Source organism: Rhizorhapis suberifaciens (genome assembly GCF_014200045.1).
GTDB lineage: Bacteria > Pseudomonadota > Alphaproteobacteria > Sphingomonadales > Sphingomonadaceae > Rhizorhapis > Rhizorhapis suberifaciens.
This window is the reverse complement of sequence record NZ_JACHOV010000001.1, coordinates 408,893-423,080: the sequence shown is the minus strand read 5'-3', so window position 1 is coordinate 423,080 and position 14,188 is coordinate 408,893. Positions and strand designations below refer to the sequence as shown.

The window sequence follows — 14,188 nt, the reverse complement described above, 5'->3', positions numbered from 1 at the left end:
CCTTTCAAATTAGAGGTTGAACCCGCGAACAACCCGGACGTCGCCGTCCGAAACCTCCACCAGCGCGACCGGCACATTGTCCAGCCTTGCAAAATGAAGTCCGTCATCTGCGGATGTCCCGCCCAAGACCTGACCCTGTCGGATCAGCCTTGCCTGGTCGGGGGTGAGGTCGAAAGCCGGGATGTCGTCCAGCCCTGCCTCAATTGGCAAGATTATGTCTTCAAGGGAGCGGCCTTTACCGCAATCCCGCAATTTGTCCAGCGAAATCGCCTCAGTAAGACCGAATGGCCCCGCCTTAGTCCGGCGAAGCAGGGTGACGTGGCCAACAGTGCCCAGCGCCAGCGCAATGTCCCGGGCCAGCGAACGGATATAGGTCCCTTTGGAGACATGGGCGGTGAGGGTCGCTTCTCGCAGGCCATCGCCATCCGCGTCGCTATTGGCATGGCTAATAGAGAGGCTGTACACGCTCACTGCCCTCACCCTCATCTCTATATCTTCCCCGGCCCTCGCCAGATCATAAGCGCGCCGCCCTTCCACCTTGATCGCCGAATAGACAGGCGGCACCTGTTCGATCGGTCCAGTGAACCGACCCAGCACCGCTTCCAACTCAGCCTTTCCGGGACGGCGGTCCGACGTCGCGATCACCTCCCCTTCGGCATCCAGCGTATCGGTCTGCTCGCCAAAGCGGATCGTGAAATCGTAGATTTTCGATGCGTCCAGCATCCGCCCGCAAAGCTTTGTCGCCTCGCCGAGGGCGATCGGGAGAACGCCGGTAGCCAAGGGGTCGAGCGTCCCGCCATGGCCTACTTTTATTTTCCCGTGGCCACCTTCGCGCAGCGCGCGCTTGACCGCGCCGACCGCCTGTGTCGACCCTAGCTCAAGCGGCTTGTCCAATATGATCCACCCGTTCACAGGCGGGTCAGTAGCCGGGACTCGCCTTCTTGTCAGCGCTTTGTTTGTGGTGTTTCCGTTTGGACGGAGGTGCAGAGCTCTTCACCATCGCTTCGATGGGGCAACGCTGACCCCGCACCAGGATCGTCCCGAACCGATCGAGCGTGTCGGGTCCGCGCGTCTCAAAACCAATAGTTTCCACGAAAGGAAGATCAGTGCAGTTCGACATCAGACTGGCACGGTACCAATCGCCATGGATATCCTGGATATAGACTGCCCTTGTGCCATCCGCCCTCCAGTCACGGATTGATCCCGTGTTTACAAACGGAATGGAGGCTTCCTTGACGGCGGGCCGATCGGGTGGAGAAGCTCCCCCGCTTTCCCCGGCGAAAAGGGCGGCGGCAACAATGATGCCTGCGGCGATGGCTTCCTTGTACGACATTTTCCGGCTCCTGTCCTTACATGAGCCCCTGTCGCAAGCGGATATGGGGAACAGCGGAACAGGATCAATGCCGGCTACAATTTGATACAAAAAACTTCGGCCAGAGGGAGGCTTCACTCTCCCTCTTCAAGGTCCCTCGCCACTTTGGGATCTCTTAGCAGCCGATCGATATGCCCGCCCTCATCGAAGCTTTCATCGATCAGGAACTTCAGCTTTGCCGCATATTTAAGCTTTGTTCGCGCCGCTACTTCACGCTGCAAAAAGGCCGTATTGGTGCGCAGCGCCTTCAGTACCGCTTCTTCATCCGCGCCCAGCAGCGGTTTTACAAACGCCGTGGCATGGCGAAGATCGGGCGACATGCGTACTTCGGTGACAGAGACCATGTGCTTTGCGAGCACGTCGTCATGCACGTCCCCCCGCATGAGAATTTCAGAAAGGATATGACGCACCTGCTCTCCCACGCGAAGTACGCGGACAGATGGGCCATCGGTGGATGAAGTATGAGCCATGGTTTCCCTCTCCCCTTCTGGGGAGAGGGCGGGGAGAGGGGAATGCGCAAATAGCACTCCCCGCCCGACTTCATGGGGTCAGACCCCTCTCCCTAACCCTCTCCCTAACCGGCAGAGGAAATGTTGCGGCCGCGTCAAAGCGTCCTTGCGCGTTCCTCAACCTCATATGTCTCAAGATAGTCGCCCGGCTTGATATCCGTGTGACCAGCGAAGGTCACACCGCATTCGAGGCCAGCGCGAACCTCCGCCACATCGTCCTTGAACCGACGAAGCGATGCGATCTCGCCATTGTAGACAATGACGTCGTCGCGCGTGATCCGTGCCTTTAGCGCCTTGCGGATGAAGCCGTCGGTGACGAGCAGACCCGCCGCCTTACCGTGCTTGCCAGCGGAGAACACCTCCTTGACTTCAGCGCGGCCGACCACAGTCTCGATCCGCTCGGGACCCAGCTCGCCTGCCATCTCGCCCTTAATGTCCTCGATAAGGTCATAGATGACATCGAAATATTTCAAGCGGACCTTATCCCGCTCGGCCAACGTCCGCGCCTTCGCATTGGGACGCACGTTGAAGCCGATGAGCGGTGCATTGGAGGCTGCTGCAAGGGTTACGTCGGACTCCGTGATCGCCCCTACACCGCTGTGCAGTACGCGTACTTTGATCTCGTCGGTTGACGCCTTGTTGAGCGAACTCACAATGGCTTCCACCGATCCTTGGACATCACCCTTCACAACCACCGGATATTCGATGACCTTGTCGTTAAGGGCAGAGAACATATGTTCGAAGGATGTGGGCGCAGCCGTTGTCCGCTTACGGTTCATCTGCTCCTGGCGATAAGCCGCGACTTCACGGGCACGCGCCTCATTCTCGACCACGGTCAGCGTATCGCCCGCCTGCGGAACGCCGGACAGGCCAAGCACCTCCACGGGAACCGAGGGACCAGCCTCCTTCACATTCTTGCCCTTGTCGTCGATCATCGCACGGACCTTGCCGCTTTCTCCGCCGACCACGAAGATATCGCCCACGTTAAGCGTGCCACGCTTGACCAGGATCGTCGCAACAGGTCCCCGGCCCTTGTCGAGCTTGGCTTCGACGACTGTACCCTCGGCGGCGCGCTTCGGATTGGCTTTCAACTCGATGATTTCCGCCTGCAGCATGATTTTCTCGATCAGATCGTCAAGTCCGATCTTCTTGAGCGCGGAAACCTCGACGTCCTGAACTTCGCCACCCATATCCTCGACGATGACTTCATGCTCCAGCAGGCGTTCACGAACCTTCTGGGCATTGGCATTATCCTTGTCGATCTTGTTGATCGCCACGATCATCGGCACGCCCGCGGCCTTGGTATGATTGATGGCCTCAATCGTCTGCGGCATCAGCCCGTCGTCGGCAGCCACCACCAGCACCACGATATCGGTCACGTTCGCACCACGCGCGCGCATTTCCGTAAAGGCTTCATGGCCCGGCGTATCGAGGAACGTTATGACATGCCCCTCCTTCGTCTTCACCTGATGCGCGCCGATATGCTGGGTAATGCCGCCCGCTTCGCCGGCGACGACATCCGTTCCGCGCAATGCGTCCAGCAGCGAGGTCTTGCCGTGATCGACATGACCCATGATGGTTACGACCGGAGGACGCGTCTTCAGCGTCTCGTCGGCGTCCACATCCGTCGCTGTATCGATGTCGATATCCGATTCCGACACGCGCTGAATGCGGTGGCCGAATTCTTCGACCAATAATTCCGCCGTATCCTGGTCGATCGTCTGATTGACAGTGACCATGGTGCCCATCTTGAACAGCGATTTCACCAGGTCCGCGCCTTTTTCGGCCATACGGTTGGCGAGTTCCTGAACAGTGATCGCCTCTGGCACGATGACGTCGCGCACCTGTTTTGCCTGCGGTTCGCGCACACCGCCCATCTGGTGCCGCTTTTCTTTCTCACGAGCGCGTTTCAGCGCCGCGAGCGAACGTGCCCGCGCGCCGCCGTCGCCGTCGTTAAGAGCGCGGTTGACCGTCAGCTTACCCGATTGGCGGCGATCATGATCGCCCTTGGTCCGGGCAGGCTTGGGCTCGGGGCGCTTGACGGGAGCCACAGGCGTGAATTTGCGCGGAGGCGGACGGTCGCCCGCTTCATTCGTCTCTTCCACTGCGGGCTCGGCCGCCGCTGCGACAGTGTCCTGTGCCTGAGCGGGTTGCTCTTCAGCGGCAGGGGCGGTGTTCTCCACCACCTCTGGCTCAGGCGCCTTACGGGCAGCTTCTTCTTCCGCCAGTCGTTTCTCTTCGGCCCGGCGACGCTCTTCCTCGCCCGCCTGTTGTTTTGCCGCTTCCTCACGGCGACGCGCGTCTTCAAGCGCGTTCATCCGAGCCTCTTCGGCCTCCCGCAGCAGTTTCGCCTGAAGCTCCTGACGAGTCATCAAACTGTCCGGCGCAGGACGACGGGGCGGAGGCGGTGGCGCGGGGCGAGGTGCAGGCGCTTGCTGCACAGGTTCAGGAACGGGCGCAGGTGCGGTATCCAACTCGCCCGGCTTGCCGATGAGGCGGCGGCGCTTCACCTCGACCACGACCGTATTCTTGCGGCCATGGCTGAAGCTCTGCTGCACTTGTCCGGCCTCAACCGTCCGCTTCAGGCCCAAAGGCTTGCGGCCCAGTTTCGGCTTGTCCGTATCGCTTTCACTCATCGACTAAACCAGTTCCTTCGATCAACATTCCCGGCGCGGAGCAATTCTCCGAACCCATTTCGTTATTTACTCATCCACTGCAATATTCGGAGCACCCTGACTCGCGGGCGTCGCGATTTGCGCTCCGTTAGCGCATCCGAGGAAAAGTTGCCAGCGGCCAAGTATTTCGCCGACGCGATCCGCCGCCCTTTTATCAATGATGGCAATGTGGACTACATTGTCGCGACCCATTGCCATAGATAAGGGTGCCCGGTCTACAGGCAAGACCGTTCCGGCAAGATCGGTTCCTTCCATTCCATTTCCGACGCGCAAAGCCTGATCGAGCTTTCGATTTCCGTCGCTGGCCGCGTCGGCGGCATGCAGGAGCATGTGCACCTGCCCCCTGCGGGCGGCCACCTCTATCTTCTCCGATCCGGTCACAAGCATTCCGGCGCGCGCTTCCAACCCCAGTCGGTCGAGCGTAGCTTGTTGCAGGGCCGTCTCAATGCGGTCGGGAAGATCGCTGGAGAGCGTGAATGCCGAAGTCTTGTAAGCGCGCGCCAGGCCGCCCTTCAGCTTTCCGTTTTCAAGCGCTTTTTGAAAAGCGGCGCGGTCGACCCCGATCCAGGCGCCACGGCCCGGCGCTCGGGCGCGAACGTCAGGCGCGACCTGTCCGTCCGGCCCAAGGGCCAGCCGAATGAGGCCTTCACGAGCCTCACGTTCGCCGGAAAGAATGCAGCGGCGGGTGTTTTCACTCATACGCCCCCTCCTTCCAAAGAAGGGGACCTGGAACGAACGCGCCGCCTACCTCAACGCCTAACGTGTCATTGGGAAGTATCCGCAACCGCGTCCTCCCCATTGGTCTCGTCTTCGAACCAGTGCGCGCGAGCGGCCATGATGATCTCGTTGCCTTGCTCTTCGCTAAGCCCATACTCGGCCAGTACGCCGCCCTTGTCTTCGACAGGTTCCTTGCGGCGGCGATTGTCCGTCCGCTTTTTGGCGACGAGTTCGTCAGTGGCAAGATCCGCCAGGTCATCCAGTGTCAGGATCCCGGCCTTGCCCAGCGTCACCAGCATCGCCTCGGTCAGATGCGGTATGTCGGCGAGCGCGTCTTCGACCCCCAGGCCACGGCGTTCTTCACGGGCAGCGGCCTCGCGGCGCTCCAGCGCCTCAAGCGCACGGCTCTGCAGCTCCTCCGCCAACTCCTCATCAAAGCCTTCGATGCCGGCCAGTTCCTCGATCCCGACATAGGCGACTTCCTCAAGCTCGGAAAAGCCCTCGGCGACGAGGAGTTGCGACAGCGTCTCATCCACATCCAGTTCGCCCTGGAACATTTCGGAGCGCTCGACGAATTCCTTCTGCCGCTTCTCGCTGGCATCGGCTTCCGTCATGATATCGATGGCCTTGCCGGTCAGCTGACTGGCCAGGCGGACATTCTGCCCCCGGCGGCCGATGGCGAGCGAAAGCTGGTCATCGGGGACCACCACCTCGATACGCCCTTCGTCCTCGTCGATGACGACGCGGCTGACCGTTGCCGGCTGCAGTGCGTTGACCACGAAAGTGGCCGTGTCTTCGCTCCAGGGAATGATGTCGATCTTTTCGCCCTGCATTTCCTGCACAACCGCCTGAACGCGACTGCCTTTCATGCCGACGCAAGCCCCCACAGGATCGATACTGCTATCGCGGCTGATAACGCCGATCTTGGCGCGGCTGCCCGGATCGCGTGCGGCGGCCTTGATCTCTATGATGTTGTCGTAGATTTCCGGCACTTCCTGCGCGAACAGCTTCTTCATGAATTCCGGATGCGCGCGCGAAAGGAATATCTGAGGTCCGCGATTTTCGCGACGGACATTAAGGATGATGGAGCGAACCCTGTCGCCCACACGCACCACTTCCCGCGGGATCTGCTGGTCACGGCGAATGACGCCTTCGGCCCGGCCAAGATTTACGACCACATGACCGAATTCCACGCTTTTGACGACGCCGGTGATGATTTCGCCGACGCGATCCTTGAACTCCTCATGTTGCCGCTCGCGTTCGGCATCACGGACCTTCTGGAAGATCACCTGCTTTGCCGATTGAGCATCGATGCGACCAAGGTCGATCGGAGGAAGCGGATCGACGATGAAATCGCCCACCTTTGATCCAGGCTGCAGTTTCTGCGCGGCCTTTACATCGACCTGTTTGAAAAAGTCGTCGACCTGCTCAACCACTTCCACCACGCGCCACAAGCGTAGGTCGCCGCTATCGGGGTCGAGCTTGGCGCGAATGTCATTTTCGGCGCCATAGCGGGCACGAGCAGCGCGCTGAATCGCGTCCTCCATCGCCTCAATGACGATGGCCTTGTCGATCATCTTCTCCGACGCGACGCTATTGGCAATAGCGAGAAGTTCAGCTTTGTTCGCGGAAATGGCGTTAGCCATGGTCTAATCCCTATCCTTCCGTTTGAATATCGTCCGCGCCTTCCGAAGAAAGCGGCATTGTAGCATTGATGAGAGCGTCGGTCAGCACCAGCTTCGCGCCATGGATATTGGCAAAGTCGACCAGCACCTCCCCCATTTTGGGGTCATTTAACCGTACTGTCGAGCCATCGATTCCGGCGAGCTTCGCCTTGAACTGCTTGCGGCCATCCACCGCCTCGGTGACGTTCACCCGAGCTTCATGACCGGCCCAGTCGGCAAAATCCTGAAGGCGCGTCAGCGGGCGATCGATACCGGGCGAACTTACCTCCAGCCGGTAAGCCTCCTCGATTGGATCAACTTCGTCGAAACGATCAGAAATGCGGCGGGAAAGCGAGGCGCAATCGTCAATGGTAAGCTGCCGGGTGTCCGGACGCTCCGCCATGACCTGAAGCGTCAGGTCATCGCCACCCCCGAACAGCTTCACCCGCACGAGCGCGAAACCCAGAGCCTTCGCCTCTGGTTCGATCAACTCGGTCAATGCGGCGATATCCGCCATTCCTGCTCCAGTCCAAGGCATGCGCTTTTGCCGCCGGCCCCTTTCGGCGCCAGCCTCAACATGTTTGACGATGTCGAGAGATGTTGTGCCTATAGCCGCAAGTTCAACATACCGCAAGCCTTGCCGAACCCATGTCCTTGCAACAATTTTCGTCATTCTCGATTATCGGTCCATCTGAATCTGTAGGAGCGGGTTTCATGACCAAATATGTCTTCATTCTAATGCTGACCCTGGCCGCGCCCTCCTGCAGCAATGGCGCGACGAGGGGAGAGGAGAGCAGCGGCGCGCGGCCATTCACGACGCAAGAGGTCGGAAACTTCGACGAGCCATGGGCGATGACCTTCTTGCCCGATGGTCGTCTGCTGGTGACGGAAAAGAAAGGCCGCCTTGAAATATTTACCCCATCAACGGGATCGAGCACAGATGTCCAGGGCGCGCCCAAAGTCGTTTATGCTGGTCAGGGCGGCTTTGGCGACGTCGTGCTCGGTCCGGACTTCTCCACAAGCGGGTTGATTTATCTAAGCTGGGTGGAAGCTGGCCCGAACAGCACCTCAGGCGCCGTTGTCGGACGCGCAAGATTGGTGGAGGTCAATGGCGCGGCACGACTGGAGAATCTTCACATTATATGGAAACAGACGCCGAAGGTTCAGGGAGAGGGACATTTTTCGCAGCGCATCGTCTTCTCTCCCGACGGACAATATATGTTCATCGGCTCGGGCGAGCGGCAACAGTTCGATCCAGCACAGGACATGAAGGCCAATCTGGGCAAAATCGTCCGCCTGCACCCGGACGGCTCGGTGCCGCCTGACAATCCCTTTGCAAGCAGAGGCGGGGTTGCCGCACAAATATGGTCGCTGGGTCACCGCAACATTCTTGGCTTGGCTTTCGATGCGGAAGGACGGCTGTGGGAGCAGGAAATGGGCCCGAGGGGTGGCGATGAGGTCAATCTTATCAAAAAGGGTACGAACTATGGCTATCCCATTGTGTCCAATGGCGATCATTATAGTGGAGAGCAGATTCCCGATCATTCCACCCGGCCGGAGTTCGAGAAACCGAAATTGTGGTGGAATCCTTCCATATCACCCGCGGGGCTGATGATTTATTCCGGCAAGCTTTTCCCAGAATGGACAGGATCGCTTTTTATGGGCGCGTTATCGGGCGCGGCGCTGGTCCGTGTTGCCCTTGATGGCGAGGGCGCTCGCAAGGCCGATCATTGGGACATGGGGAAACGGATCAGAGAGGTGGAGCAAGGGCCGGATGGATCGATATGGCTGCTGCAAGACGGCTCCGGCGGCAGGCTATTGAAGCTTAGTCCACGACGCTGACGTCCCCATTATCCTCTGACCGCGATATCGGCAGGCTCGGAAGTAACGGGATAGCCGAGATCTTCGGGAATGCAGAGATGCTGCCTTCCTTCCCGCTCCTCCATCCAGGGCGTGACAATGCGAATGGCTATTGATCGAGCGTGAGCACTTGCCGAGTCGAAGTCCTTGAATTGCGCCAACCGCTCCAGATTGCGCCGGGTGGGAAAGATCAAATGCACCTCGCCTCTGTTTGCGCGATCAATCACCTCGGACGCACTTGCCCAAAAAAGCCGGATATTTTCGGTAGCGTCCACCACGGCAGCATGGCTGTCATTGGGTAGTCGGGCCAAATAGAAGCGAGTGTCATAAATACGGCTACGCCTTAAGTTCGGCAACCATCGCGCGAAGGGAACAAGCTGATCGAGATCGAGCGAAAGACCATATTCGTCGAGCAAGCTGCCAAAGGCTTCGCCCGCCGCCAACCGCTCGCGCATTTCCTTTGCAAGCGCCATTTCCACCGGAGCAGCGAAGCCGAGGGCAAGGCCGCATTCCTCCAGCGTTTCGCGAACCGCCGCCACCCGCGCGGTCGCTTCATCGAATTCGAGATCGGGAGCGAACATCCGCGCCGGGCTTTCGTCCCCCACGTCGACGGCGCCTCCCGGAAACACAAGCGCACCTGCGGCAAAGTCCATGGTGCCTGCGCGCTCCATCATCAGCAGTTCAGCGCATTGCCCTTCCCGTTCGCGAAAAATGACGAGTGTGGCGGCGGGCCGGGCCGGTGGGATATCTTTTGCGGTCATCACATTCCTTTAGACCAGAATGCCACGCAAGAAACCCCTTCCAGACTGGCGCCGCACCTGCATTGCAGGCTGCGCCCACTGCCCCGCTTCGGGACAGTGGCTACCCCTCCTTGGCCGTGGAATTTGAGGCTAACCGATGCTAAAAAATTGGTTAATTTCTAGTCTGTGAAATCCAGGAGCAGTAATCATGCGAAGGTTAATCCTATGGGCAGCGGCCCTTGGCACGGCTGGCCTATGGGTGCACGACGCCTATGCCCGCCCAGGCGCAACGGGCGTGTCTTCGGCCGGAAACGCATCGATGTCAGTCGTCCGGCACGGCAGGTCGGGACACATGCGCGTGCACCGTTGGGGGCATGTGATAGGCGGGCGCTGGCATGGCGGCTTTTTCGCACCTGGTGGCTGGACTGCCTGGCAGCCGCCGGTTGTCGGATTTGTCCTGCCCAGCTACTGGATCCAGCCCGCATTCTACGTTCCCGATTATCGCGCCTATGGCCTGCCGGCGCCGGCTTATGGCTATGGCTGGTCGCGTTATTATGATGATGCGGTACTGACCGACCGGTATGGCAGGGTTCTGGATAGTCGGCGGGGCGTGCACTGGGACGAAGAACGATACCGTCGCGAGACCTATCGACAAGCCCCTCCCCCGCGTCTCCCCGACTATGACTATGGCGACTATAATGATTATGGAGTGACCTACCGGGGCGCGTCCGAAGATTCGGGATATCGCGGCACTTGGACAGGCACTTGGACCGGCGAGGACGGACGGACCTATAGCGGCACCTATAGTGGCGAGTTCCGTGACAGGACCCAGGCAAGCGCAATCCCCGTCGAACCGCACTGGCAGAATGTCGCCCCCGCGCAAGCGGTTCCGGTGCTCCCCTATCAAAGCGGCTATTACGCCGGCGGCTTTTATTATCCCGCACCCACAGTGACCACTGTTGTCGTTCACCCGTCAGTGACGACAACCACGACGACCTTCATAGAAGAAGAGGTCATCCACCCCGCGCGCAAGACATGGCGGCCGAAGAGAAAATTTATCAAAAGACGGTAGTCGGAGTTCCGCAAAGCCAGGAGCAGAGGGCATCGGCGGCCTGACCTTCGCACCCTCCCTATTTCGGGAAAATCCCTGCCAGTTCCATGGGAAGGTTCCGGTCGCCATACTCGCTGGAAATGGCGACCTCCCGGATCGCCTGTTCCTGTGCATTGGGATCAAAACGCGTCCAGCCATTTTTGCCGAGGCGTTCCAGCGGCCGGTAACGGATCTTGTACTGCATCCGCTTGGATCCTTCGACCCAATAGCCAAGGTAAACATAAGGAAGACCCGCCCGGCGCGCGCGCAAGATGTGATCCATGATGATATAATTGCCAAGGCCCGGCCTGGTCGGATGGTGCGGATCGAAGAAGCTGTAGATCATCGATAGCCCGTCGCTCTGCCGGTCGGTCAGGCAGGCGCCGACCAGCCGTCCCGGCGCGCCGGTGTCCGATGGTTCACGATATTCGATGACATAGCTTTCCACCGGCGTCTGTTCGACCATGTCGGCAAAGTCCATCTCATCCATTTCGGTCATGCCGCCGCCCGGATGACGCGACTTCAGGTAACGGCGAAGCAGTTCAAACTGTTCGTCCGTGGACCAGGGCTTGCACGCAGTGACGACCAGATCATCGTTGCGGCGGAGCAGCTTGCGCTGGGTGGCGTTGGCCTGAAACTCATGCGTGACGACGCGAACCGAGACACAGGCGGTGCATCCCGCGCAACTTGGACGGTAGGCCACGTTCTGACTGCGGCGGAAGCCGATACGGCCCAATGCGTCATTCAGTTCAGAAGCGTTTTCGCCACTGAGTTCTGTAAAAACCTTCCGTTCGCTCCGCCCAGACAAGTAGGGGCATGGGCTGGGATTGGTCACGAAAAATCGTGGGAACCGAAAGGGCGCTGTCACCGTCTCTCCGACCTCGTCTTATGGTTGCTGGACTCCGACAAGACAACTATGCCGCCAGCCATTCTACATGAAAAGCTTGTTTACCACGAAAGATGATGCATCCTCAATTTTTTGCCGATTTTGGCACATCAGGATGCGTGTTTTCGTCAGTGCGGCCATAAGATGAATGATGAAGCTGCGATCGGAGCCCCGCCAGTTCCGGTTCAGTTAAGGTTGAAGGGGATTCGCAGAGTCGTCCGTACGTCATTGGCGTCGTCTGTCGCGCCCATCTCGACGGTCCAGTTGATGGTGGTTCGGACGGGCAAATGACCGCCATGCCAAGAGGGAGAGCGGCCTACGTTACATGGTGGCGCGCATGGCATGGCAGATATTGGGTGAAGAATCCGCCACAGCACCGGCTTTCTCGACCAAGATCGGCGGCCTTCACCGCCGACGCACGCATTCCGGTTCAGGCGAGTTCTACCGGCGAGACCTCATAGCCAGCCGCCATAAGCGCGGCCATAAGCTGATCGAGATGCGCCCGATCGCGGGTTTCGCATTCAATGTCGGTGATGAGGCCCTTTGCCGGCAGCGTGGTGAACACCCGCTGGTGATAGACCTCGATGATGTTGACCTGCTGCTCATCGAAGATGCGCGCAACATGGAACAGTGCGCCCGGCCGGTCTTGCAGCCGGATCCGCAGACGCGCCAGCCTTCCTGAGCGGGCAAGGTCGCGAAGCAGCACATTGGCCAGCAGGCGTGTATCGATGTTGCCGCCGCAGAGCACAAGGCCTACGGTACGGTCCTTGAACTGCTCCTTGTGCGCCAAAAGCGCTGCAAGGCCAGCCGCTCCGGCGCCTTCGACCACGGTTTTCTCGATCTGGAGGAGCAGGCTCACCGCTTCTTCCAGATAGCGTTCGCTCACCAGAACAATGTCGTCGGCAAGCGCCTGCACGAACTTGCGGGTAAGTTCGCCTGGCTGCTTGACGGCAATGCCCTCGGCAAGGGTATCGCCATCACAGGAAAGTTCTTGGCCTTTCACATTGGCATACATGGATGGGTAAAGTTCCGCCTGCACCCCGACCAGGCAGATGTCAGGCTTCACCGCACGCGCGGCAACGCCCATGCCCGAGAACAGCCCGCCGCCGCCGATAGGGATGACCAGTGTGTCGATATCGGGCGCTTCTTCAAGCATTTCCAGCGCGACCGTGCCCTGCCCCGCAATGATGTCCGGCTCGTCGAATGGATGGACGAAGGTCAGCCCCCGTTCCTTCTCCAACTCGCGGCTATGGGCATAGGCGTCCTCAAATTTTTCGCCGTACAGCACCACCGTGGCACCATGGCCCTGGGTCTGCATGACCTTAACCGTTGGCGTGGTGCGCGGCATGACGATAGTGACCGGCACGCCCAGGCGCGCACCATGATAGGCAAGGCCCTGCGCATGATTGCCGGCCGATGCGGCGATCACGCCTTTTTTCCGCTCCTCCTGGCCCAGCAGCAACAGGCGATTGAGCGCGCCGCGTTCCTTGTAAGCCGCCGTGAATTGCAGGTTCTCGAACTTCAGATATACTTTCGCACCAATCAAATCTGACAGCGTGCGGCTGTGCAGGGTCGGAGTGCGGACGATCGACGCGCTAATCCGCTGCTGCGCTGCCTTCACATCCTCAACGGAAACGGGCAATGCAGTCGCATCGACGCGGGTCATTTTCTGTTCGTTCATGGGGCGAAAGCCCTAAAAGCGAAAGCGGCATAATTCAAGCAGGCCTTTGCCGCCATGCCCCTAGCTTCCTGTCAAATGAGGCGATATGCGGTATTTATGGCAAAGATCGCATTTATCGGCCTCGGTATCATGGGCGGACCCATAGCGGGGCATCTCGCCGCCGCCGGGCATGAGCTCACCGTGTTCAACCGCTCCATGAGCAAGACGCAGGCTTGGATTGAGAAGCATGGCGGGGAGGCAGCGGTCACCCCAGCCAAGGCCGCCGAAGGAGCCGATATAGTGGTCAGCTGCGTCGGCACGGATGACGATCTTGCTGCCGTGACGCTGGGCCGCGACGGCGCGTACCGCAGCATGAAGCCGGGCAGCCTCTATATCGACCATACCACCGTTTCGGCTCGCATCGCCCGGCAACTTTTCGTCGAGGGCGAAAGCCGGGGCATTTTCTTTGTTGACGCCCCGGTTTCCGGTGGACAGGCAGGGGCCGAAAAGGGCGCGCTTTCCATCATGTGCGGCGGCACTCCTGAAGCCTTTGCCGCCGCCCGCCTGGTTATGCAGGCCTATGCAAGCCGCGTCGTCCATGTTGGGCAGGCAGGCGCCGGACAGACGACGAAGATGGTCAATCAGATCTGCATCGCCGGCCTGCTCCAGGGACTATCCGAGGCTCTTCGCTTTGCCCAGGCCGCAGAGCTGGATCTCGACAAGGTTTTTGAGGCGATTTCCGGCGGCGCGGCGCAAAGCTGGCAATTGGACAATCGCTGGAAGACGATGGCGCAAGACAATTTCGACTTTGGCTTTGCGGTAGACTGGATGCGCAAGGATCTGGGGCTGACGCTTGAAGAAGCACGGGCGAACGGGGCCACACTGCCGGTCACCGCAATGGTTGACCAATTCTACGCCGATGTGCAGGCGATGGGCGGAAATCGCCAGGACACCAGCGCGCTGGTAAGGCGATTGACCAAGGCATGAGAAAGATTTCTGGCGGCTTGAAGGCCAG

Annotated in this window: 13 protein-coding genes; 3 read left to right on the top strand and 10 right to left on the bottom strand. The window is 59.7% G+C overall.

The window, feature by feature from the left end:
- Window positions 1-9 precede the first annotated feature (9 nt).
- The 7 genes from truB to rimP all read right to left on the bottom strand — a co-directional run bounded on the left by truB (window position 10) and on the right by rimP (window position 7,454).
- Complete coding sequence (truB, locus tag HNQ99_RS02115; RefSeq protein WP_184473969.1) at window positions 10-912, bottom strand: tRNA pseudouridine(55) synthase TruB; 903 nt, start codon at window positions 910-912, stop codon at window positions 10-12.
- Between the two features lie 7 nt (window positions 913-919).
- Window positions 920-1,333 (bottom strand): DUF6491 family protein, encoded by a 414-nt coding sequence (locus tag HNQ99_RS02110; RefSeq protein WP_184473968.1) that lies wholly within the window; start codon window positions 1,331-1,333, stop codon window positions 920-922.
- Between the two features lie 113 nt (window positions 1,334-1,446).
- On the bottom strand, window positions 1,447-1,842 hold the full coding sequence (rbfA, locus tag HNQ99_RS02105; RefSeq protein ID WP_184473967.1) for a 30S ribosome-binding factor RbfA: 396 nt from the start codon (window positions 1,840-1,842) through the stop codon (window positions 1,447-1,449).
- A gap of 134 nt (window positions 1,843-1,976) precedes the next feature.
- The gene (gene infB / locus HNQ99_RS02100) at window positions 1,977-4,517 is read right to left on the bottom strand and encodes a translation initiation factor IF-2 (protein ID WP_184473966.1); all 2,541 of its coding nucleotides are present in this window, start codon (window positions 4,515-4,517) and stop codon (window positions 1,977-1,979) included.
- A gap of 66 nt (window positions 4,518-4,583) precedes the next feature.
- Window positions 4,584-5,255, bottom strand: a complete 672-nt coding sequence (locus HNQ99_RS02095) for a DUF448 domain-containing protein (protein ID WP_184473965.1) — start codon at window positions 5,253-5,255, stop codon at window positions 4,584-4,586.
- Between the two features lie 65 nt (window positions 5,256-5,320).
- Entirely contained in the window at window positions 5,321-6,919 is a 1,599-nt protein-coding gene (gene nusA, locus HNQ99_RS02090; protein ID WP_184473964.1) for a transcription termination factor NusA, read from the bottom strand.
- Window positions 6,920-6,929: 10 nt separating this feature from the next.
- Window positions 6,930-7,454: a ribosome maturation protein RimP gene (gene rimP, locus HNQ99_RS02085; protein ID WP_184473963.1), complete on the bottom strand. Its 525-nt coding sequence runs from the start codon at window positions 7,452-7,454 to the stop codon at window positions 6,930-6,932.
- A gap of 197 nt (window positions 7,455-7,651) precedes the next feature.
- Here rimP and HNQ99_RS02080 point away from each other — a divergent pair, with 197 nt between their 5' ends.
- Complete coding sequence (locus tag HNQ99_RS02080) at window positions 7,652-8,779, top strand: PQQ-dependent sugar dehydrogenase (RefSeq protein WP_184473962.1); 1,128 nt, start codon at window positions 7,652-7,654, stop codon at window positions 8,777-8,779.
- Between the two features lie 8 nt (window positions 8,780-8,787).
- Here the strand turns inward: HNQ99_RS02080 and HNQ99_RS02075 are convergent, their stop codons facing one another.
- Entirely contained in the window at window positions 8,788-9,558 is a 771-nt protein-coding gene (locus HNQ99_RS02075) for an NUDIX hydrolase (RefSeq protein ID WP_184473961.1), read from the bottom strand.
- Window positions 9,559-9,745: 187 nt separating this feature from the next.
- On the opposite strand from HNQ99_RS02075, the gene HNQ99_RS02070 reads away from it, so the two are divergent.
- Window positions 9,746-10,609: an RcnB family protein gene (locus tag HNQ99_RS02070; protein ID WP_184473960.1), complete on the top strand. Its 864-nt coding sequence runs from the start codon at window positions 9,746-9,748 to the stop codon at window positions 10,607-10,609.
- Between the two features lie 58 nt (window positions 10,610-10,667).
- On the opposite strand, the gene HNQ99_RS02065 is transcribed toward HNQ99_RS02070, so the two are convergent.
- A complete protein-coding gene (locus HNQ99_RS02065) occupies window positions 10,668-11,495 on the bottom strand; it encodes an arginyltransferase (protein WP_184473959.1) in 828 nt (275 codons plus the stop codon).
- Window positions 11,496-11,943: 448 nt separating this feature from the next.
- The gene (locus tag HNQ99_RS02060) at window positions 11,944-13,194 is read right to left on the bottom strand and encodes a threonine ammonia-lyase (RefSeq protein ID WP_184473958.1); all 1,251 of its coding nucleotides are present in this window, start codon (window positions 13,192-13,194) and stop codon (window positions 11,944-11,946) included.
- Between the two features lie 96 nt (window positions 13,195-13,290).
- On the opposite strand from HNQ99_RS02060, the gene HNQ99_RS02055 reads away from it, so the two are divergent.
- Window positions 13,291-14,160: an NAD(P)-dependent oxidoreductase gene (locus tag HNQ99_RS02055; protein WP_184473957.1), complete on the top strand. Its 870-nt coding sequence runs from the start codon at window positions 13,291-13,293 to the stop codon at window positions 14,158-14,160.
- Window positions 14,161-14,188 lie beyond the last annotated feature (28 nt).

Bases quoted from the DNA above. Each gene is read 5' to 3' on its own strand.
- nusA (WP_184473964.1), bottom strand. From the start codon at position 6,919: ATGGCTAACGCCATTTCCGCGAACAAAGCTGAACTTCTCGCTATTGCC.
- infB (WP_184473966.1), bottom strand. From the start codon at position 4,517: ATGAGTGAAAGCGATACGGACAAGCCGAAACTGGGCCGCAAGCCTTTG.
- HNQ99_RS02070 (WP_184473960.1), top strand. From the start codon at position 9,746: ATGCGAAGGTTAATCCTATGGGCAGCGGCCCTTGGCACGGCTGGCCTA.
- HNQ99_RS02055 (WP_184473957.1), top strand. From the start codon at position 13,291: ATGGCAAAGATCGCATTTATCGGCCTCGGTATCATGGGCGGACCCATA.
- HNQ99_RS02080 (WP_184473962.1), top strand. From the start codon at position 7,652: ATGACCAAATATGTCTTCATTCTAATGCTGACCCTGGCCGCGCCCTCC.
- HNQ99_RS02110 (WP_184473968.1), bottom strand. From the start codon at position 1,333: ATGTCGTACAAGGAAGCCATCGCCGCAGGCATCATTGTTGCCGCCGCC.
- HNQ99_RS02075 (WP_184473961.1), bottom strand. From the start codon at position 9,558: ATGACCGCAAAAGATATCCCACCGGCCCGGCCCGCCGCCACACTCGTC.
- HNQ99_RS02095 (WP_184473965.1), bottom strand. From the start codon at position 5,255: ATGAGTGAAAACACCCGCCGCTGCATTCTTTCCGGCGAACGTGAGGCT.
- rimP (WP_184473963.1), bottom strand. From the start codon at position 7,454: ATGGCGGATATCGCCGCATTGACCGAGTTGATCGAACCAGAGGCGAAG.
- HNQ99_RS02060 (WP_184473958.1), bottom strand. From the start codon at position 13,194: ATGAACGAACAGAAAATGACCCGCGTCGATGCGACTGCATTGCCCGTT.
- rbfA (WP_184473967.1), bottom strand. From the start codon at position 1,842: ATGGCTCATACTTCATCCACCGATGGCCCATCTGTCCGCGTACTTCGC.